A 20,478-nucleotide genomic window follows, 5' to 3' on the forward strand; every position below is an offset into this window, starting at 1 on the left:
ATGATTAGAGGGTTGCGCCGTCACAGGCGCCCCCCATTCCCCCGCCGACGGGTTCGTCAGCCCGTCGGTGCATGTTTCAGGAGGTTCCATGGCCGACGTCAAAGAAGCGCTAGTTCCCGATATTGGCGGTAACGCCGTTCCCGTGATCGAAATCATGGTGAAGGTCGGCGACCGCGTCGAAAAAGACCAGAGTCTTGTCACGCTTGAGTCGGACAAGGCCACGATGGAAGTCCCCGCGCCGTTCGCGGGCACCATCAAGGAAGTGAAGGTGAAGGTCGGCGACGAGGTCAACGAAGGCTCGGTCATCGCCCTGGTGGAAGCCGACGGCGCTGCCGAGGCCAAGCCTGCCGCCGAAGCTCCGAAGGCCGAAGCCGCTGCGCCGGCCCCCGCGCCTGCCGCTGCTCCCGCGCCAGCCCCGGCCAAGGCCGCGGCGTCCGCCGACGGCACGAAGGAAGTGCGCGTTCCCGATATCGGCGGCAGCGCCGTTCCGGTCATCGAGATCATGGTCAAGGTCGGCGACACCGTCGCCAAGGACCAGAGCCTGCTCACGCTGGAATCGGACAAGGCCACGATGGAAATTCCCGCGCCGTTCGCGGGTGTCGTGAAGGAACTGAAGGTCAAGGTCGGCGATGAAGTGTCCCAGGACGCGGTCATCGCCCTGATCGAAGCCGAAGGCGAGGCCGCTCCGGCCGCTCCGGCCGCTGCGCCTGCCGCCGCTCCGGCGCCGGCCGTTTCCGAAGCGCCGAAGCGCGTCGAAGCCGCTGCTCCGGCTCCGGCCCGCGCCTCCACCGATGCCGGTGGTCCGCGCACGCCGCCGGTGTCCTTCGACGCCAGCGTCGTCATGCCGGAACAGGTGCCGTATGCCAGCCCCGCCGTTCGTGCCTTCGCGCGCGAACTGGGTGTCGACGTGTCCCAGGTAAAGGGCACGGGTCGCGGCGGCCGTATCCAGCGCGACGACGTCGCCGGTTGGGTCAAGCATGCGCTTGCCTCGGGTGCGCGTCCGGTCGAGGGCGGCGCTATCGCCGTCGGCGGCGGACTCAACCTGCTGCCGTGGCCGAAGGTCGACTTCTCGAAGTTCGGTGAGATCGAAGAAAAACCGCTTTCGCGCATCCAGAAGATTTCCGGCGCCAACCTCGCGCGCAACTGGGCGATGATCCCGCACGTCACGCAGCACGACGAAGCGGACATCACCGAGCTCGAAGCCTTCCGCAAGAAGCTCGGCGAAGAAAACAAAGACCTCAAGGTCACGCCGCTGGTCTTCCAGATCAAGGCCGTGGTCGCCGCGCTGAAGAAATTCCCGCAGTTCAATGCGTCGCTGGATGTCACGGGCGAGAAGCTCACGCTCAAGAAATATTTCCACATCGGCATCGCCGTCGACACGCCGGACGGCCTCGTCGTCCCGGTCATCCGAGACGCCGACAAGAAGGGCCTGCTCGATCTCGCCGCCGAACTGGGCGAAATTTCGAAGAAGGCGCGCGACAAGAAGCTCACCGCCAACGACATGTCCGGCGGCTGCTTCTCGATCTCGTCGCTCGGCGGCATCGGCGGCACGGCGTTCACGCCGATCGTCAATGCGCCGGAAGTCGCGATCCTCGGTGTATCGAAGGCGCAGATGAAGCCCGTCTGGAACGGCAAGGAATTCGCGCCGCGCCTGATGCTTCCGCTGTCGCTGTCTTACGACCATCGCGTCATCGATGGCGCGCTCGCCGCGCGTTTCGCCGTGTTCCTCGCCAACCAGCTCGGCGACATCCGTCGCCTGCTGCTCTGATCGGGGAGATACACATGGCCAATACCATCGAACTGAAAGTCCCCGATCTCGGCGGCTCGCACGACGTGCCGGTCATCGAAATCCTGGTCAAGCCCGGCGACACCGTCATCAAGGAACAGAGCCTCATCACGCTCGAATCCGACAAGGCGACCATGGATATCCCTGCCAGCCAGGGCGGCGTCGTCACCGAGATCAAGATCAAGCTCGGCGACGAAGTGAACGAAGGCACCGTCATCGCGCTCATCGAAGTAGCCGATGCCGTCGACACGGGTAAGCCGACCGGCGACAAGGTCGTCGGTCAGTCGAAGACGCCCGAGGCACCGAAGCCGGTATCGGCTCCTGCACCGGCCGCCGCGGCACCAAAGGCCGCTGGCGCATCGGGCCGTACCGCCGATATCGAATGCGAAATCGTCGTGCTGGGCTCCGGTCCGGGCGGCTATACGGCCGCGTTCCGCGCCGCCGATATCGGCATGGACGCTGTCCTCGTGGAACGTTACGAAACGCTCGGCGGCGTCTGCCTCAACGTGGGCTGCATTCCGTCGAAGGCGTTGCTGCATGCATCCGCCGTCATCGAGGAAGCCGAAGCGATCTCCGCGCACGGCATCACCTTCGGCAAGCCGAAGATCGATCTGGACAAGCTGCGCGAGTTCAAGACCAAGGTGGTCGGCAAGCTCACCGGCGGTCTCACCAGCATGGCCAAGCAGCGCAAGGTGCGTACGGTCACCGGCGTCGGCATGTTCATTTCGCCGAACGAACTGGAAGTGACCACGTCCGAAGGCACGAAGCTCATTCGTTTCCAGAAGGCGATCATCGCCGCGGGTTCGCAGTCGGTAAAACTGCCGTCGTTCCCGTGGGACGACGAGCGCGTCATCGACTCGACCGGCGCGTTGGAACTGCGCGACGTGCCGAAGAAGCTGCTCGTCGTCGGCGGCGGCATCATCGGTCTGGAAATGGCCACGGTGTATGCGTCTCTCGGCGCCGAAGTCACCGTTGTCGAACTCGCCGACCAGCTCATGCCGGGCGCCGACCTCGACCTCGTGAAACCGCTGCAGCAGCGAATCGCCAAGCGTTACAAAGGCATCCACCTCAAGACCAAGGTCGTCGCGGCCAAGGCCGAGAAGAAGGGCATCGTCGTCACGTTCGAAGGCGAGAGCATTCCGGAGACCACCGTATACGACCGCGTCCTCGTTTCCGTCGGCCGCTCGCCGAACGGCAACAAGGTCGGTGCGGACAAGGCCGGCGTCGAAGTCACCGATCGCGGCTTCATCCCCGTCGACAAGCAGATGCGCACGAACGTCCCGCACATCTTCGCCATCGGCGATCTCGTCGGTCAGCCGATGCTGGCGCATAAGGCGACGCACGAAGCGAAGGTCGCCGCCGAAGCGGCACACGGCGAGAAGAGCTTCTTCGACGCACGCGTGATCCCGTCGGTGGCATACACCGATCCGGAAATCGCCTGGGTCGGCGTCACCGAGCGCGAGGCAAAGGAAAAAGGCCTGAAGATCGGCGTGGGCAAATTCCCCTGGGCCGCATCCGGCCGCGCGATCGGCATCGACCGCACGGAAGGTTTCACCAAGCTCATCTTCGACGAAGCCACGCACCGCATCGTCGGCGCGGGTATCGTCGGCGTGCACGCTGGCGACCTCATCAGCGAACTCGCACTCGCCATTGAAATGGGGGCGGAAGCCGGCGACATCGGCCGCACCGTCCACCCGCATCCGACCCTCGGCGAATCGGTAGGCATGGCCGCCGAAGTGTACGAAGGCACGATCACCGATTTGTATATTCCGAAGAAGAAGTAAAAACATCCGCGCGCTCCCGAGCGGAGCGCGCGGACACCACGTTGGCAGGAACCTTGTAGGAGCCCGCTTCGCGGGCGAAAGCCAACGAAGCGAAGAAGAGGGGCGCCCACTTAGAGCCGCGCTCCCCACCCTCGCCGACGACCGCCCAAGCAGCCTAGTCGCAAATTCTCGCGAGCTTCACTCTCTCGCAGATGCATAATCCCCCCGGAAATTATTCGCTCCGTCGCGGACGCGTCTCCTGTGAAGGTCAGATCTACCTGATCACCGCCTGCACATGGGGTAGGGCGAATCTGTTCGCCAACTACCGAATAGCCCGTCTAGTTTCGAGGGTCTGTCATGCTGAAAAAACATGGCCAGATGCCACCTGCCTTGCATGGGTCGTGATGCCAGACCATTGGCATGGCCTGATCGAGCTTCACGAAGGCGATCTCTCCAAAGCGATCCGCCGATTCAAATCCCACGTCACGCGGGCTGTCCGCGCGACGGGACGGCGATATCCCGTATGGCAGAAGACCTTCCATGACTCGGCTTTGCGCCGCGATCGGGATGTTCGGCAGGCTGCACGCTATCTTGTTGCCAATCCGATAAGGGCGGGGCTGGTCGATCGTGTTGGTGACTACCCGTACTGGAATGCTGTCTGGCTATGACGTTTTGCTGCTTCTACGTTCCATAGGCTTTCGCCCGCAAGCGGGCTCCTACAGGACGGCACCGCACGGCAGGCTCTTGTAGGAGCGCGCCTGCGCGCGAAAACCTACGAAGCGAAGAAGCCCCACCCCCATTTGTGGCATCGTAACCCCATGCCCCCCACCGCCCCGACCCCGAGCCATTACCTCCGCCGCCTCGGCATCTGGGATGCCGCGATGATCGTTATCGGTGGCGTCATCGGCGCGGGCATTTTCCGCACGCCGGCCACCGTTGCCGAGCGCACGCAGTCCAGCGTCGCGCTGCTCGCCTTATGGGTGATCGGCGGACTGCTGACGCTTACCGGCGTCCTCTGCTACGCCGAACTCGGCGCGCGACGCCCGCAGGCGGGCGGCACATACGTCTATCTGCGCGAAGCATTTGGGCAACTGCCGGCTTTTCTCTTCGGCTGGACGATGGCGCTGATCAACTATCCGGGCAGCGTCGCCGCCGTCGCGACCACGTTTGCCGACTACGCATGCGCTGCGACAGGCCTCCCGGTCGAATGGGTCAAACCCCTCGCGGTCGGGGCCATCGTCTTCATCGTCGCAGTGAACCTCTTCGGCATCCGCGCTGGCGCACTGATGCAGAACGTCTTCACGTTGCTGAAGCTCGGCGCCGTGGCACTGCTGATCGTCGTGGGACTGGTGCTGGCGCGCGGTCACTACGGCATGGCCTTCGAACCGGGCCCCGCACATGTGAGCTCGGGAACCTTTATCGGCGCGTTGCTGCCGGTGCTCTTCGCTTATGGCGGATTTCACTACCTGAACGATCTTGCCGGCGAAGTCCGCGAACCGCAGCGCACGTTGCCCCGCGCGCTTGGCCTCGGCATGGGTAGCGTGGTCGTCTGCTACGTGCTGGTCAACTTCGCCTATCTGGCGGGCCTGGGTCACGCCGGCCTTGCGGCCAGCACAGCGCCCGCCGCCGAACTGATGCGCCGCATGTTCGGCGAACACGGCGCCACGGTCATCGCGGTCGGCATCGCCTGTTCCACCTTCGGTTACTGCAGCATCGCCATTGCCGGCGGCGCACGCGTACTCCAGGTAATGAGCGCCGACGGTATGTTCTTCCGTCCGATCGCACGCATCGAACCGCGCACGCGTGCGCCGCAGTTCGCGCTGGCGGCGCTTGGCCTGTGGGCGATTTTTCTGATTCTTTCGGGAAGCTTCGGCGCCTTGCTCGATTTCACCACGGTGGGCGAATGGCTCTCGCACGCATTCGGTATCGCCACGATCTTCTGGTATCGCAGGAAACTCAAGAGCGAACCGTCGCCGTACCTGGTGCCGCTATACCCCGTGCTACCGATGATTTTCGTTGTCACGGTGCTTGGCGTCATCGTCGCCACCGCCATCAACGATCCGCGTAACGCAGGCATGAGCCTGCTCGTCATCGCATTGGGCATTCCCGTTTACTACCTGTGGCGGCGTCGACTGCGCACAGTCTGATCCCACGGAATCATCATGCGTCTATCGAAGTTTTTCTTTGTCGGTGCTTGTTTCGCCAACGCCTGTTGCCACGCCGCCGTTCCGCCACCGGGCGATACGGTCGTCGATCTGGTCCATCCGGGCGCGTCGATCCGCATCGACGCCAGCGACGCTTCGCTCGACGGCAAAGTGCAGCACGCCGCCGACGGAAGCGAGCAGGTCGCCGCTACCTTCCGGCCTGCGGCAGCGCCGTCCCTTACCCTGAAGCCCACGTCGGGAACATGGGACTGGTCGGCGAAAGGCAGCGTGACGCTTCGCGTGCAGAACGGTATGCCCTGGCCCGTGACCCTGATGGTCGACATCGCAGGGCAGGGCGATGCGCATCTGCGCACGACGGTGGGTATTCCGCCCGGGCCGCCGCAGACACTGATCGTCCCGCTGGCGCCGACCTCTCCGCGTGCGTTCGGCATGCAGGTCGGGCCGCCGATGCCGTTTGGCGACGATGCGCACAAGCTGATCGTCGCGACCTTCGTCGACGGTGGCATCGATACGCACGCCGTCACGTCGTTGCGTCTGTCGATGCCGCAGCCGGGGTCGCCGCAGACGCTGCTTTTCGGCAAGCTCGACGCGGTAGCTGGCGACGCTGGCCTGAAAAGCGCGTACACCGCCATCGTCGATCGCTATGGTCAGTTCACGCGTGCCACGTGGCCCGAGAAAGTCGGTACGGATGCCGAGCTGAAAGAACGCGCGAACGCCGCGCCCGCTGCCTCGGCCCGTGACGATCTCGATATCTATGGCGGCCGGAAAGACCTCGCCGGTCTGCAACGCACTGGCTGGTTCCACACGCAGAAACTTGGTGCCCGCTGGTATCTCGTCACGCCGGAAGGCCATGCATTCTTCTCGCTTGGCGTGAACGCGGTAAACGCTACCGACGGCCGCACCTACGTGGAAGGCCGCGAGTACATGTTCACCGATACAAAGTGGACCGGAGAGGATCGCTTGGGCACCGGCGACAGTCGCAGCGACAAAGGTTCGCAGCGCGACAACGGCCTGAACCACGGGCGCTGGTGGGACATCTACGCCACGAACATCACGCGTACGCTGGGCGCGAACGGAGCATCGGCATGGCGCAAGCGCAGCATCGATCGCCTGCTCGCATGGCGATTCAATACGCTGGGCAACTGGAGCGATCCGGCGTTGGCGAAGGAAAAGCGCATCGCCTATACCGTGCCCATCCTCGTCCATGGCGATTACAACACCGTCGCCACCGGTTTCGATTACTGGGGCCGCATGCCCGACCCGTTCGATCCGCGTTTCGTGGCGGCGGTACGCGATGCCGTGACGCGAGCGACGCACGACGTGCGCTACGATCCCTGGTTGCTGGGTTACTTCGCCGACAACGAACTCGCATGGGCGGGCACGGGACCACAAGGTCGCTGGGCGCTGGCTACCGGCACGCTGAAGCAGGGTCCGGATAGTCCGGCGAAGCAGGCGTTCATCGCCGCGCTGAAGAAAACCTATGGCGACGACGCTGGCCGGTTCGCGCAGGCGTGGGGCTTGCCGTCGATGTCATGGAGCCAGCTCGCCGCAGCGAACTTCGTACCGCCCGATCCATCCGAGGCGCATCCCGCGGTCGCCGTCGACTACATCGCGTTTCTGAATCTCTACGCGGACACCTATTTCCAGACGGTTGCGCAAACGCTGAAGAAGGCCGATCCGCATCATCTGTTCCTCGGCGGTCGTTTAGCCGTCCGTACGCCGGAAGTGGAAGCGGCCAGTGCGAAGTGGAGCGACGTCACCAGCATCAATACGTATACGGATCTCCCCGAGCACGGTTTCGATATCGCGGCCTTCCGCAAGATGGACAAGCCCGTGATGATTACCGAGTTCCATTTCGGCTCGGCGGATCGGGGCCCGTTCGGCAATGGTGTAGCGGCCGTGGCGAATGAAGCCGAGCGCGGCAAAGCGTACGCCCGTTTCGTCGATTCGGCCGTGGCGTCGGGTGTCATCGTCGGCACGCACTGGTTCCAGTATGTGGATCAGCCCGTCACCGGAAGAATCCTCGACGGCGAGAACGCGCACATCGGGCTGGTAGGCATCACCGATATCCCGTTCGGGGAATTCACGAAGGCGGTGACGGAAGAAAACAAACGCGCGACAAGCCGCTAAAACTGTATGTAGGAGCCCGCTTGCGGGCGAAAGCCAACGAAGCGGAGTCGCCATGCGTAACATTCGCAGCCCGTAGATCGGGCTCGCGGAGGTGAGCATCCGTCTTCCTCACCCCGTTGGCTTTCGCCCGCAAGCGGGCTCCTACACAGAGCGGGCGAGTTCTCAGCCAGCGCAAACCTTCGCCGGTTCCCTCACCGCCTGCCTGCCCGCATCCTGACGAAACGCCCGCCGGCCGAACGCAAACGCGATCGGCTCGGCCACCCCGATAGCGGTACTGGCAAGCACGCTCTGGTTCACCGCGTAACTCATGGAAAACGCGATGCTGAAATGCGTCGCGGCGTATTTGATCGCCCGGGCCATGTCGGCGCCCTCATTGAGAATGACTCTCATTATGGGGGCGCACTGGCCAGAGTCCAACGCATAGTCTCAATCGCCCCGATAGGGCGACCGAATGGCGTTCAGCGGCGAATCGTGGTCCCCACGATCATCGCCACCATCATCACGATGGCCACCGCCATGCAGGCGCTGGTCGGTTTCACGCGACGGGCGTCGATTCGCGGCACCAGCCGCCATACGAGGAAGGCGCCCAGAACCATGTCGACGACCAGCGAGGCACGCATCCAGGGCAGCTCGAAGATCGATACGCCGGCCGCCCTGCCGTGCTGGGCGATGATGACCATACCGCTCATGGCCACGGCCGCCAGCGTCCAGAGCAGGCTGGCGAAATACGCGCGATTGAACACGACAGGCACTTTTTCCAGCCAGCGCAGCACCAGCCAGACCACCAGCGCGGGAAGGACCGCACCCGCGCTGCTATAGATAACCCACCAGATGGCGCCGCTTAAGAAGGTGAGCAGGGTTTGCGTCACGCAGGATCCTTTGAACTCAGTAAGACACGCCGAACCGGCGCATGGCCTTGCTCATCAGCCACGCGGGGCCGATCAGCAGGTATTGCAGGTCGGTGAAGAACGACGGACGGCGGCCTTCGATGGCATGGCCCACGAACTGGCCGATCCACGCGGCGACGAACACCCCGACAGCGAGCCAGGCCAGTCCGGCCGGCCCAAGCGCGCGGTAAAGCCCTTCGGTCACCAGCCCGAGGACGATGAATACCAGCGCCATCGCCAGTCCGATCCGTCGCGACAGCCGGAAATAGTAGAAGAGGAAGGCGAGAAACATGGCGACCACGGCCCAGAGCCCGGGTCGTCCGATCATCGGCGGCACGGGAATCAGCCAGATCAGTGCGATGGCGCACCAGGTAATCGCCGGCACGCAGATCCAGTGGATCAGGGTATTGGTCGGATTCTGGTGGTCTTTGCTGTAATTGCCGAACCAGGTGGTTGCGTCGCGCATGTGATCCCCTCCTGCCAGTGTTCGAACGGATCAGTCGATCCGGATGCCCGCGAGGCGCTGCAATGCCTCGGCGTATTTTGCCGCCGTACCCTCGATGACGTCGGCCGGCACGTTCGGGCCCGGCGCGCGTTTATTCCAGCCCATCGCTTCGAGATAGTCGCGCACGAACTGCTTGTCGTAGCTCGGCGGGCTGATGCCTACCTGATACTCGGACGCCGGCCAGAAGCGCGACGAATCGGGTGTCAGCATTTCGTCCATCACGTACAACGTGCCGCTATCGTCCGTGCCGAACTCGAACTTGGTGTCAGCGATGATGATGCCGCGCTCGGCGGCATAGGCGGCGGCGAAGCGGTAGATGGACAGCGTCGCCTCGCGGACCGTATTGGCCAGTTCCTCGCCCACGGCCTCGACGACCGCGTCGAAGTTCACGTTCTGGTCGTGGTCGCCCACGGCGGCCTTGGTCGACGGCGTGAAAATCGGCTCGGGCAATTTTTCCGCCTGGCGCAGGCCGGCGGGCAGGGCGATGCCGCAGATCGAGCCGGTCGCCTGATAGTCCTTCCAGCCCGAACCGATGATGTAACCGCGGGCGATGGCCTCGACCGGTACCGGCTTCAGGCGTTTCGTAATGACCGCACGCTTCTCGTACAGCGCCGGATCGACCCCAGCCGGCAGCACCGAGGCAACGGGCTCGTGCGTAAGATGATTCGGCACGATGTGCGCCGTCTTCCCGAACCAGAAGTTGGATATCTGCGTCAGCATCTCGCCCTTGCCCGGAATCGGGTCGGGCAGCACCACGTCGAACGCGGATAGCCGGTCCGTCGCCACCATCAGCAGGCGGTTGCCGGGCAGGGCGTAGACGTCGCGGACCTTGCCGCGATGGATCAGGTCCAGACCAGGCAGTTCGGATTGCAGCAGGGTGGTGGGCACGGGCTTCAGGCTCCGGAAAACGAAGAATGCGGTCATTGTACCGCCCGGCATCCTGCTTGGCGCCGGCCAGCACCCCCGACGCGTGCGGCCACAGGCTAGAATTACCGCCTGTTGCCCCCATTGCGTTCCGAATGCGTATTCCGACGACCGCGGCGCTTGCCCTGGCCCTGACCTTCCCTGTGTTCGCTGCCCCGCCCGTCAAACCGGCGCGGCTCGGCCTGTGTGCGGCGTGCCATGGCGCGGACGGCATGGCGACGATGCCCGGCGCGCCCAATCTGGCAGGGCAGAAGCTCGACTATCTGCGCGAAGCACTGCGCCAGTACCGCGACGGCCGTCGCGACGTAGCCGTCATGCGCGCGGCTACCGGCCCCCTTTCCGATGCGGAACTCGACCAGCTGGCCCAGTGGTTCGCCGCCCAGACGCCCCACCCGCAGGCCGCTCCATGAATTTCACCGCTACGATGATCGGCGCCTTCGCCGGCTTCTGGGTCACGCATTACAGTCTGCTCGGCGCCCTGGTCGGTGCGGCGCTCGGCTTCATGTTCGACGCCAGCCGCCAGCAGCAGCGTTCCCGTGCCGCTCCCGTCGCCGGCGGCTACATCCATCCGCTGTTCGCGTTGATCGGCGCGGTAGCCAAGGCCGACGGGCGCATCTCCGAAGCCGAGATCGCCATCGCCGAACGCCTGATGAGCCGTTTCGGCCTAGATACCGAACAGCGCCGCGACGCCATCATCGCGTTCAACGAAGGCAAACAACCCGAGTTCAACGCGACCGTCGTCATCAACGAACTGCGCGCGTGGGTCGGCCATCGGCGCGACCACAGCTTCACCGTCCTCGACGTCGTCATGGAGACGGTACTCGCCGAGGGCGAGCCCGCGCCCGAGAAAATGGCGATCCTGCGCCAGCTCGCATTCGCCCTGCGCATCAGCGATATGGAGCTCATGGCCCTGATGGCCATGAAAGGCTACGCGTGGAACGCCACGGGCGGCGGCCAGCGCGGTCGCGCGTACGGCGGCGGCAACGGTGGCGGCTACGTGCCGCCCCATCGCAACACGCAGGGCCCCGATCCCTACGCCATCCTGGGCATCCAGCGCGATGCGGACGATCGCGCCATCAAGCGCGCGTATCGCAAGCTGATTTCCGAACACCACCCCGACCGCCTTGGCGATCTGCCCGAAGACATGCGCCGCCGCGCCGAATCGCGGGCAAGCGATATCAACGCGGCGTACGAGCGGATCAAGGCGGAGCGGGGGTTCAAATAACCTTCCCGGGAAGCTCTCACGCTTTCTGTGGGAGCGCGCCTGCGCGCGAAAGCCAACAGGGCGCGGAAGCCCAAGGTTTCCTTCGCGAGCTCGCTATCCAACTGCGGATGCCAGGCACCGCTTCTCCGCTCCGTAGATTTCGCGCGCAGGCGCGCTCCCACAGAGAGCGCTACGCTACCCGCATCAGCCCCACGCCAAAGGCCACCCCCATGTCCCGCCAGCCTTCCGTCATCGCTCCATCCATCCTCTCGGCCGACTTCGCCCGTCTCGGGGACGACACCCGCAAGGTGCTCGATGCCGGTGCCCAGTGGGTGCATTTCGATGTCATGGACAACCACTACGTGCCGAATCTGACGATCGGTCCGATGGTTCTGAAAGCGCTGCGCGACTACGGCATCAAGGAGCACATCGACGTGCACCTGATGGTCAAGCCCGTCGACCGCATCGTGCCGGACTTCGCCAAAGCCGGTGCCAACAGCATCAGTTTCCATCCCGAAGCCAGCGAGCATGTCGACCGCACCATCGGGCTGATCAAGGAGGAGGGCTGCCAGGCGGGTCTGGTGTTCAATCCGGCCACGCCGCTCGACTACCTCGACTTCGTCATGGACAAGATCGACCTAGTGCTGATCATGTCGGTCAACCCCGGCTTCGGCGGTCAGAAGTTCATCCCCATGGCGCTGGAGAAGATCCGCCAGGTGCGCGAGCGGATCGATCGCAGCGGCCGGGCCATCCGCCTCGAAGTCGACGGCGGCGTGAATGCCGACAATATCGGGCAGATCGCGGCGGCGGGTGCCGATACCTTCGTCGCGGGCTCGGCCATCTTCAATGCGCCCGACTATGCGGACGTTATCGCCAGGATGCACGCGTCGATTCACGGCAAATGAGCGTTTAGGCTACTAAGATCGACCTCCGGGGCGGGAGAACCATCGGAGGATCGGATCATGAGCGTACGCAGCAGTCTTACTGTTCTGGTCGTCGCACTGACCGCGACGTTTGCCGCGCAGTCGGCGGAACGTCCGGTACCGTTGCCGGATCAGGGCGCGGCCGTGGCCAAATCGCTGATGCCGTGTCCCGGTGGGCTGGAACGTTTCCTTCCCGGCGAATACTACTTCTGCGCCGCTGCCCGCGATTTCTGGGCAGGCCATCAGGGCATGGCCGTCGAGCGTCTGAAGGACGCCTCCCGCTGGGCCAGCAAGCCGGCGCAGTACGCGCTTGGCATCATGTACTTCAACGGCGATCGCGTCGCCGCCAACCGCCCGCTCGGACTGGCCTGGCTGGCGATCGCGGCGGAACGCCACGACGTGCAATACGAGCCGGCCTTTATCTCGGCCTATCGCATCGCTACCCCGGCCGAACGCGACCAGGCAAATGCGTACTGGAACGAGTTGAAACCCGTCTACGGCGACAAGGTCGCGGCGGTTCGCGCCAAGAAGCGCTTCGACCGCGAAATGAACCAGATCGCCTGGGCGGCCAATTTCGGCGGAAGCATCTTCGTCGACGGCCTCACCTCGCCGATGGGCGCGCAACCGGGCGACACCCGCTTCATGGCCAGCGGCTTCGGCTTCGGCCGCATGATGGAATACAAGGCAGCCAACTACTTCTACGGCTGGGAAGGCGAAGTCACGGTGGGCGAGGCGCAGCTGGTTCCGCTACGGACGCTGATTGCAAAGGGCGGTTAGCCGCCCCGCAAAAAAACTCCCTCCGCCAGCTGGCGGAGGGAGCAAAAGTGCTCCACGGCGGAGCGGGGTAAATCAGATCGGCTGCCAGTCGGGGTCGGGCTCACTGCGAACGTCCATCACAGATCGGTCCATCACGGGTCTCCTCTCAGTGCATGCCGAAGACGATGCCAAGCAGTAACGCGCCGACGGCCAGTGCCACGCGCAGCGGCTCGAAGTTGCGTTCCAGTTCGGTATTGTTCGCTTCGGGTTTCATGAAAGTCCTCCAGTGGCTGCCAGTAAAGCGTTCCTGTCGGTACGCAGAGCGACCATGAAGAGGCAAACTGCCGATGGTTTGTGGCGGTTCGCGGGCAGGGGAACCGATTTATCGTACGCGCGACGAACGGGGCGATCTCGTTGCCTGTTCGACCAGACGCTCGAGCCGTTCATTCCCGATGGCCGAGCCACGGCATTCGGACAGGCCTTCCGGTAGCCGGTCATGGATCAGGTAATTGCCGATCTTTCCGAACGAGCAGGCATTGCCGCGTGCGATGACCCCGTGGCCGGTAGTCCCGGGTAGTACGACCATCGCAGCATTGGGCAATGCGCCGTATGTCGACATGGCACCCGGCAACGGCGTGCGCGAGTCGTGTTCGGTTTGCAGGATCAGGGCGCGCGGTATGCGTGCATAGTCGCCTGGCGAGGGTCGCGAAGCGGCGTGCCGCGTCCAGTACATGCATGGCCGATGCGTCATCGCCCCGCCACTGGCCATGCGATAAAGCGCTGCGTACGAGTCGCCTTTCCGAGTCCAGTACGTGGGATCCCGAATGGCTTGCGTGTCGTTGCAGGCCACTGCTTCATTGATCGAATCGCTTACGCCCAGGTCGAACGTATCCGCCGTGGGCAGGGAGTAAGCCGGATAGACGACGTTCGGGACCATGAACGTGGCAAAGGCGCCGAGTTCTGGCGGAGCCTCATGCCGGTAGTAGTTCTTTGCAAGGTCCACCAGGGTGTCGGCATCCGCTTCCGGGTGATGGGAGGCAATCCTTCCGATGTCGTTGCCCATCGAGAGCACGAATCCCGCCTCCCTGACGTTTCCCTGCGCGAGTTGAACTTCCAGGAATTCGCGTACGGATTTTTTCAGGACGTGCGGCATGGCCTCGAACGTTGCCCGGACCGCGTCGGGTGAGTCGCCCAATCCGAAAACCTCCGGCCTGGAAATGGCGAGGGGAATTACGAGGTCGTCGATGATGGCCTGGGTTTCGGGTGCCTGCGCAAGTCTGGCTACGTCGAAATCCTGGGTAATGTTCATGGCGCTATCGAGGACGAGCCGGTCTATGCGATCCGGATATCTGGCCGCGTACCACGAGGCCAGCCAGGTGCCGTACGACACGCCGTAAAAGCTGATCCGCGATTCACCCAGGACCTCGCGTATCGCGTCGATATCGCGCACGGTCATTTCCGTATCGACGTAGCGAGACATCGGCTGGGATTCGCATGTCTGTGCCGTGAATTCCGCGCTGGCATGCATGCGCGCTACGTTGCCCTGGGTGCGATCCTCGTTGGGGTCTTCATAAGGCACGTCCGGGCGAGTGGAGGTGCAACGCAGTGCTCCCTCACTCTCCGGCGTGAGTGCAGTCGGTTCGACGATGCCGGTTCCGCGGGGCAGGAAGCCGATGAAGTCGTAGGTATTTGCCGCTTCGACCAACAGGGGGTCATCGTGACGGTCCCACGATTGCTGGGTGGTCATGGCGAACTCGAGGCCATTCGGCGCGCCGGGGCCGCCGGGATTGAGAATGATGGCGCCGCGCCGGTGCGCGGTATCGCGCGCTGTCACCCGTACAACGGTTATGCGCATGGCACCGGCCGTCGGATCGTTGTAATCGCGTGGCACGGTGAGCAATCCGCAACGTGTACGGTCGGCCAGTTCGCCGGGTTCCGGCGCGTAAACCGAATAGGCGTCGCACAATTCCCACTCAATCGCGTCGCGAGCGACAATCTCGGAGCAGCAGGCAAGAGCGCCCAGGCAAAGCAAGGGTCGGAGCATGGGGTGGTTCCATGGGAGGGAGGCGAAAGTATGGGTCGCCGTCCGCCTGCGGTCAGGGCAGTCTCCCCCGTGAAGACGAGTACGCTCTGGCTGATAAATTGCTGGCCGCGCCCTGTGTCGTTTGAGGCGAAACAGAGGCAATGTCGCCATGTCCCTTGCATGCGCGGCCGCCACATAGCACGCTGCGCACGCCGCTCAATCACCCGGAGTACCGCATGGCCCGCAGCATCGCCATCGTCGAAGACGAACCCATCATCCGTGCGAACTACGTCGAGGCGCTCAACCGCTTTGGCTACGAAACGCGCGGCTACGGTTCGCGGGGCGAGGCCTCGATCGCGTTTTCCATGCGTCTTCCCGAACTGGTCATCATCGACATCGGCCTGGGCGACGAGCCCGAAGGCGGGTTCGACCTGTGCCGCGAACTGCGGGCGAAATCGGCCACGTTGCCGATCATCTTCCTTACGGCGCGCGATTCCGATTTCGACGTCATTTCCGGGCTGCGTCTTGGCGCCGACGACTATCTCAGCAAGGACACCAGCCTGCATCAGCTCGCCGCGCGCATTGCGGCGTTGTTCCGGCGTATCGAATCGCTGAAGGCCCCGGCCGCTAGCGAAACGGTGATCGAACACGGGCCGCTGAAGCTCGAATCCGAGCGTATGCGCGTGCTGTGGAACGGCATCGAGATCCCGCTGACGGTGACGGAATTCTGGATGGTGCACACGCTCGTGCGTTTTCCTGGCCACGTGAAGAATCGCGATCAGCTGATGCGCGAAGCGGAGCTGGTGGTCGATGACGCGACGATTACCTCGCATATCAAGCGCATCCGTAAGAAGTTCGTCGCGCTGGCGCCGGATTTCGATGCGATCGAAACGGTGCATGGCGTGGGGTATCGCTGGACGCCTTGAAGGGCGCGGTCGTGCGCGTAGTCGCTCGTTCCGGCGCATTCGTCCTGGGTTCCTGCCTGCGCAGGAACGACGGTGAGGGTTGCAGAAGCGTCGCTATAAGCTCTCTTGTGGGTTACGGAAACATCGCTATAACCTCACCGTCGCCCCTGCGCAGGCAGGGCCCAGCGCGGTGCAACCGGATGTCGCGATGAAACCCCTACGCGCTCTTCGACAGCACCGATAATCCCCCCATGACCCTCCGCCGCAAACTCCTCCTCGTCGCCCTCTGCACGCTGGCTCTTCCGGTCGCCGGCTGGCTCTACGTGCGGCAAATGGAAACGTTGCTACGCGAAGGCCAGGCCCAGGCGCTGGTCGCCTCCGCCCGCGCGCTGGCACGCAGCCTCGTTGTCGTCGACGCCCCGCTACCGCCGGGCGGACCCGCCTGGTACGTCCAGCACGCCAGCGTCCCCATCACGGTCGACGGCTACGCCGACGACTGGGCGTCGCTCACGCCGTGGTCGCAGCCGGCCGGCAAGAACGGCAAGGTCCTGCTGGCCGAAGACGAGCATTGGCTCTACCTCTACATCGACGTGCGCGCCACGCGCCGGCATCGCTCGGACGCCGACGAGCGGCTGGCGCTGAACGCCGATCACATCATCCTGTCCGTCGCCAGCAGCGACGAGGCGCAGCGCTATCTCATCGCCAGCGCCGCGCCCGGCGCCACGACCGCCATCGCTCTCGACCCCGCCATGGGCATCCTGCCGGACCGCATCAACGCGCAATGGCAGGAGGACGGCAGCGGTTTCCGCGTCGAACTGCGCCTGCCGCGCGGTCTTGCCATCGAAAAGCTCGGCGTCGGCGTACACATGCCGGGCGACGGCGGCGATCCGCAGTCCGCCGATACACGTCCGCTGCTGGCCTTCTCGCCGTCCTTGTCGAAGGAACTCGCACTGCTGGCGCCCGACGGCGTGCGCGTACGCGTCCTCACGCCGCAGGCGTGGCTGCTGGCGCAGAGCGGACGACTGGATCTGCCCGACCTCCCGGCCACCGAACGCCCCGGCTGGTTTGCCTCGCTGGTGTATCGCTCGCTGTTGGCCACCCGGTTGGACGAAGAGGGCGGATGGGCCGACGATGCGCCTCGCGTCGATCTGCCCGAAGTGACCGAAGCGCTACACGGCAAGCCGGCCACTGCGTGGCGTGCGGGTGAATCGCGCGGCAGCGTGGTCCTCGCGGCCGCAATGCCGATCGAAGTAAAGGGAGAGTCGCGTGGCGTCGTCCTGCTCGAACAACCGAGCCGCGCCGTGCCGCTGCTCGCCAATCGCGCGCTGTTCGGCCTGTTGCTGACCAGTTTCGCCGTCCTGCTGATCGCCGGCGGCGTTCTGCTGCTGTTCGCCACGCGCCTGACGATCCGGCTGCGCCGTCTGCGCAACGCCGCCGAACGCGCACAAGACAACGACGGCAAGCTGGACGGTCCTTTCCCGCTGATCGATGCCGAAGACGAACTGGGCGATCTGGCCCGCAGCTTCGCGCGGCTGTTCGATGTGGTCGGCAGTTACACCGACTACCTGCGCACGCTGGCATCCAAACTTTCCCACGAACTCAATACGCCGCTGGCCATCGTGAAGTCGTCGCTGGACAACCTCGATCACGCCGGCCTGCCGCCCGAGGCGCAGCCGTATCTGCTGCGCGCCCGCGACGGCGTCGCCCGACTCGGCGCCCTGGTCCGCGCCATGAGCGAAGCCAGCCGCATGGAACGCGCCATCGCCTCCGCCGAGGCGGAAGACGTGAACATGGCCGACATCGTGCGCGGCTGCGCCGAGGGCTACCGCTCGGTAGCCGGTGCCCGCCACATCGAATGCATCCTGCCGCCGGGGCCGGTATCCATGCATGTCTCGCCCGAGCTCATAGCGCAGGCACTCGACAAGCTGTTCGACAACGCACTCTCGTTCACCCCGGCCGACGGCTGGCTCCGTATCGCCCTGAAGCCGACCACGGACGGGGCGGATATCGAACTGGCCAATCAGGGGCCATCCCTGCCCACTGCCATGCAGGGCCGGCTCTTCGATTCCCTGGTCAGCCTGCGCGACAAAGCCACCCCCGGCGACGCGCCGCATCTGGGCCTGGGCCTTTACGTGGTTCGCCTCGTCGCCGAACGGCACCAGGGCAGCGCCAGCGCGCGAAATCTCGAGGACGGGTCCGGCGTCGTGTTTACGCTGCACCTGCGCGGGTTGCCGAGGCAGAGGCTGGGATAGATCCCCAAAATTCGCCGCCCGCCCCCTACAATCCAAGACCCACCTGCCATCCGAACGCCCCCCATGCTGTCCCGAACCGAATTCGACGCGCTGGCTGCCCAGGGCAATACGCGCATTCCGCTGGTGCGCGAGGTCTTCTCCGATCTCGACACGCCACTGTCGGTGTACCTGAAACTGGCCGATGGCCCGTACACCTTCCTGTTCGAATCGGTCGAAGGCGGCGCCACCTGGGGACGCTATTCCATCATCGGCCTGCCCGCGCGACGGGTATATCGCCTGCGCGGTCACGAGCTGGAAGTGGAGGAAAGTGGCGAAGTCGTCGAGCGGCGTCATCTCGAAGATCCGCTGGGTGAGATCGAAACGCTGCGCAAGCAGTACGAAGTGCCGAAGCTGCCGGGTCTGCCGGACTTCACGGGCGGCCTGGTCGGCTACTTCGGTTTCGAGACGATCGGGTACATCGAAAAGCGGCTGGCGCAGTGGGACAAGCGCGACGAACTCGGCACCCCCGATGTCCTGTTGATGCTGGCCGAGGAAGTCGCCGTTTTCGACAACCTCAAGGGCCGCCTGTATCTCATCGTGCATGCCGATCCATCGCGGCCGCAGGCCTACGCCGAAGCATCGCGACGTCTCGACGCGCTGGCGTTCCGCCTGCGCCAGAGCGGCGCATCGTACCCGCAGATGCTGCAACCGGCCGTGCTCGACGAAGCCGACTTCAAGTCCTCGTTTACCCGCGAGGAATACGAAGCCATGGTCCGCACGGCGCAGGAATACATCCGCGCCGGCGACATCTTTCAGGTCGTACCCTCGCAACGTCTGAGCGTCGGCTTCCATGCGCGTCCGGTGGACGTCTATCGCGCCTTGCGCGCGATGAATCCCTCGCCTTACATGTTCTTCATCGACATCGGTACGACGCAGATCGTTGGTTCGTCGCCCGAAATCCTCGTGCGGCTGAAGGACGGTCGCGTCGTCCTGCGCCCCATCGCCGGCACGCGCAAGCGCGGCGCCGACGAAGCCGAGGACAATGCGCTCGAAGCCGAACTGCTGGCCGATCCGAAAGAGCGTGCCGAACACCTGATGCTGATCGACCTCGGTCGCAACGATGTCGGCCGCGTCAGCAAAACGGGTACGGTCGAGCTCGCCGAATCGTTCGTCGTCGAACGCTATTCGCATGTCATGCATATCGTGTCGCAGGTCGAAGGCGATATCCGCGACAACCTGTCGTACATGGACGTTATCAAAGCGACGTTCCCCGCCGGCACGGTCAGCGGCGCGCCGAAAATCCGCGCGCTGGAAATCATCCAGGAACTGGAGCCCTTCAAGCGGAACATCTACGCGGGCGCCATCGGCTGGCTGAACTGGTGGGGCGACGCCGACACGGCCATCGCCATTCGCACCGCCGTTATCCAGGATGGCCGACTGCACGTGCAGGCCGGTGGCGGCATCGTGTACGACTCTGATCCCGCCGCCGAGTGGGAAGAGACGATGAACAAGGGCAGGGCACTGTTCCGTGCGGTTGCGCAGGCGGCGAAAGGTCTATGAAACGCCTGTCGACCGTAGCGGCACTCGCTACCATGCTTGCTGTCGGCACCGCCGATGCGCGCGGGCCACAGGAACCGTGGACCGACGACTTCGATTCGCGCGTCCAGGCGCTGGCGCTGCTGGAATCGCTCAATGCCGACCTGCTCAGCCATGCCAGCGCCACGTTGACGCTGGAGCGCTGGTGCGGCGACCACCGTATGGCCGATACGCCGAAGATCGTCGCCAACCGCGTGCAGGGTGCCGATAAGGCGTTACCCGAAGGCGCGCGCGCCGAACTGGGCATCGGTGCCGACGAACCCGTGCGGTACCGGCGTGTGCAGCTCGCCTGCGGCGGCCATGTGCTGTCCGAAGCCGACAACTGGTACGTCCCGTCGCGTCTTACGCCGGAGATGAACCGCATTCTCGACACTACCGATCAGCCTTTCGGCAAAGTGGTGCAGGCGCTTGGTTTCCGCCGGCAGACCAAGAGTGCCGACCTGTTGTGGTCGCCATTGCCCAAGGGCTGGGAAAACGGCGCGATATTGCCTCCGTCGAAGAAGACGCTGTTGATCATTCCGCACGAAGTACTCCAGCACCGCGCCGTCCTCTATACCGCCGAAAACCAACCCTTCAGCCTGGTAGTGGAAACCTACACGGCCGAAGTGCTGACCTTTCCGCGCAGCCGGTAAGAGCTCACAGCCTAGCCTGCTCTCTGCTCTCTGCTCTCTGCTCTCTGC

At 64.4% G+C, this 20,478-nt stretch carries 18 protein-coding genes; 13 read left to right on the plus strand and 5 right to left on the minus strand.

Annotated elements, in window-relative coordinates; genetic code table 11:
• The first annotated feature begins 88 nt into the window (after positions 1-88).
• The 5 genes from aceF to EC912_RS17955 all read left to right on the plus strand — a co-directional run bounded on the left by aceF (position 89) and on the right by EC912_RS17955 (position 7,844).
• Positions 89-1,768: a dihydrolipoyllysine-residue acetyltransferase gene (aceF, locus tag EC912_RS17935; protein WP_132146977.1), complete on the plus strand. Its 1,680-nt coding sequence runs from the start codon at positions 89-91 to the stop codon at positions 1,766-1,768.
• Between the two features lie 14 nt (positions 1,769-1,782).
• On the plus strand, positions 1,783-3,570 hold the full coding sequence (lpdA, locus tag EC912_RS17940) for a dihydrolipoyl dehydrogenase (RefSeq protein WP_132146980.1): 1,788 nt from the start codon (positions 1,783-1,785) through the stop codon (positions 3,568-3,570).
• Positions 3,571-3,761: 191 nt separating this feature from the next.
• Positions 3,762-4,217: an REP-associated tyrosine transposase gene (locus EC912_RS17945; protein WP_132146983.1), complete on the plus strand. Its 456-nt coding sequence runs from the start codon at positions 3,762-3,764 to the stop codon at positions 4,215-4,217.
• A gap of 150 nt (positions 4,218-4,367) precedes the next feature.
• Complete coding sequence (locus EC912_RS17950; protein WP_132146986.1) at positions 4,368-5,696, plus strand: APC family permease; 1,329 nt, start codon at positions 4,368-4,370, stop codon at positions 5,694-5,696.
• A gap of 15 nt (positions 5,697-5,711) precedes the next feature.
• Positions 5,712-7,844, plus strand: coding sequence for a beta-agarase (locus tag EC912_RS17955; RefSeq protein WP_132146989.1), 2,133 nt, complete (start codon positions 5,712-5,714; stop codon positions 7,842-7,844).
• Between the two features lie 162 nt (positions 7,845-8,006).
• On the opposite strand, the gene EC912_RS17960 is transcribed toward EC912_RS17955, so the two are convergent.
• From EC912_RS17960 to EC912_RS17975, 4 genes are all read right to left on the minus strand, one after another.
• Entirely contained in the window at positions 8,007-8,204 is a 198-nt protein-coding gene (locus EC912_RS17960) for a DUF2061 domain-containing protein (RefSeq protein ID WP_165973659.1), read from the minus strand.
• A 98-nt stretch (positions 8,205-8,302) separates the two neighbouring features.
• Entirely contained in the window at positions 8,303-8,713 is a 411-nt protein-coding gene (locus EC912_RS17965; protein WP_132146995.1) for a hypothetical protein, read from the minus strand.
• 16 nt (positions 8,714-8,729) lie between these two features.
• Positions 8,730-9,197: a DUF962 domain-containing protein gene (locus EC912_RS17970; protein ID WP_132146998.1), complete on the minus strand. Its 468-nt coding sequence runs from the start codon at positions 9,195-9,197 to the stop codon at positions 8,730-8,732.
• Positions 9,198-9,227: 30 nt separating this feature from the next.
• Entirely contained in the window at positions 9,228-10,124 is an 897-nt protein-coding gene (locus EC912_RS17975; RefSeq protein WP_165973664.1) for a phosphoribosylaminoimidazolesuccinocarboxamide synthase, read from the minus strand.
• Between the two features lie 131 nt (positions 10,125-10,255).
• On the opposite strand from EC912_RS17975, the gene EC912_RS17980 reads away from it, so the two are divergent.
• The 4 genes from EC912_RS17980 to EC912_RS17995 all read left to right on the plus strand — a co-directional run bounded on the left by EC912_RS17980 (position 10,256) and on the right by EC912_RS17995 (position 13,064).
• The gene (locus EC912_RS17980; protein WP_132147004.1) at positions 10,256-10,570 is read left to right on the plus strand and encodes a c-type cytochrome; all 315 of its coding nucleotides are present in this window, start codon (positions 10,256-10,258) and stop codon (positions 10,568-10,570) included.
• Positions 10,567-11,385, plus strand: coding sequence for a co-chaperone DjlA (gene djlA, locus EC912_RS17985; protein WP_132147007.1), 819 nt, complete (start codon positions 10,567-10,569; stop codon positions 11,383-11,385). The genes EC912_RS17980 and djlA overlap by 4 nt, the downstream gene beginning before the upstream one ends.
• 209 nt (positions 11,386-11,594) lie before the next feature.
• A complete protein-coding gene (gene rpe / locus EC912_RS17990) occupies positions 11,595-12,269 on the plus strand; it encodes a ribulose-phosphate 3-epimerase (protein ID WP_132147010.1) in 675 nt (224 codons plus the stop codon).
• A 57-nt stretch (positions 12,270-12,326) separates the two neighbouring features.
• A complete protein-coding gene (locus EC912_RS17995) occupies positions 12,327-13,064 on the plus strand; it encodes an SEL1-like repeat protein (protein WP_132147013.1) in 738 nt (245 codons plus the stop codon).
• Positions 13,065-13,425: 361 nt separating this feature from the next.
• On the opposite strand, the gene EC912_RS18000 is transcribed toward EC912_RS17995, so the two are convergent.
• A complete protein-coding gene (locus EC912_RS18000; protein ID WP_165973660.1) occupies positions 13,426-15,087 on the minus strand; it encodes an alpha/beta fold hydrolase in 1,662 nt (553 codons plus the stop codon).
• 215 nt (positions 15,088-15,302) lie between these two features.
• Between EC912_RS18000 and pdsR the strand changes: the two genes are divergently transcribed.
• From pdsR to EC912_RS18020, 4 genes are all read left to right on the plus strand, one after another.
• Complete coding sequence (gene pdsR, locus EC912_RS18005) at positions 15,303-15,992, plus strand: proteobacterial dedicated sortase system response regulator (protein WP_132147021.1); 690 nt, start codon at positions 15,303-15,305, stop codon at positions 15,990-15,992.
• A gap of 230 nt (positions 15,993-16,222) precedes the next feature.
• Entirely contained in the window at positions 16,223-18,223 is a 2,001-nt protein-coding gene (locus EC912_RS18010; RefSeq protein WP_132147023.1) for an ATP-binding protein, read from the plus strand.
• A 63-nt stretch (positions 18,224-18,286) separates the two neighbouring features.
• A complete protein-coding gene (trpE, locus tag EC912_RS18015; protein WP_132147026.1) occupies positions 18,287-19,762 on the plus strand; it encodes an anthranilate synthase component I in 1,476 nt (491 codons plus the stop codon).
• On the plus strand, positions 19,759-20,430 hold the full coding sequence (locus tag EC912_RS18020) for a hypothetical protein (protein ID WP_132147029.1): 672 nt from the start codon (positions 19,759-19,761) through the stop codon (positions 20,428-20,430). The genes trpE and EC912_RS18020 overlap by 4 nt, the downstream gene beginning before the upstream one ends.
• Positions 20,431-20,478 lie beyond the last annotated feature (48 nt).

This window comes from Luteibacter rhizovicinus, assembly GCF_004342265.1.
GTDB classification, from domain to species: domain Bacteria; phylum Pseudomonadota; class Gammaproteobacteria; order Xanthomonadales; family Rhodanobacteraceae; genus Luteibacter; species Luteibacter rhizovicinus_B.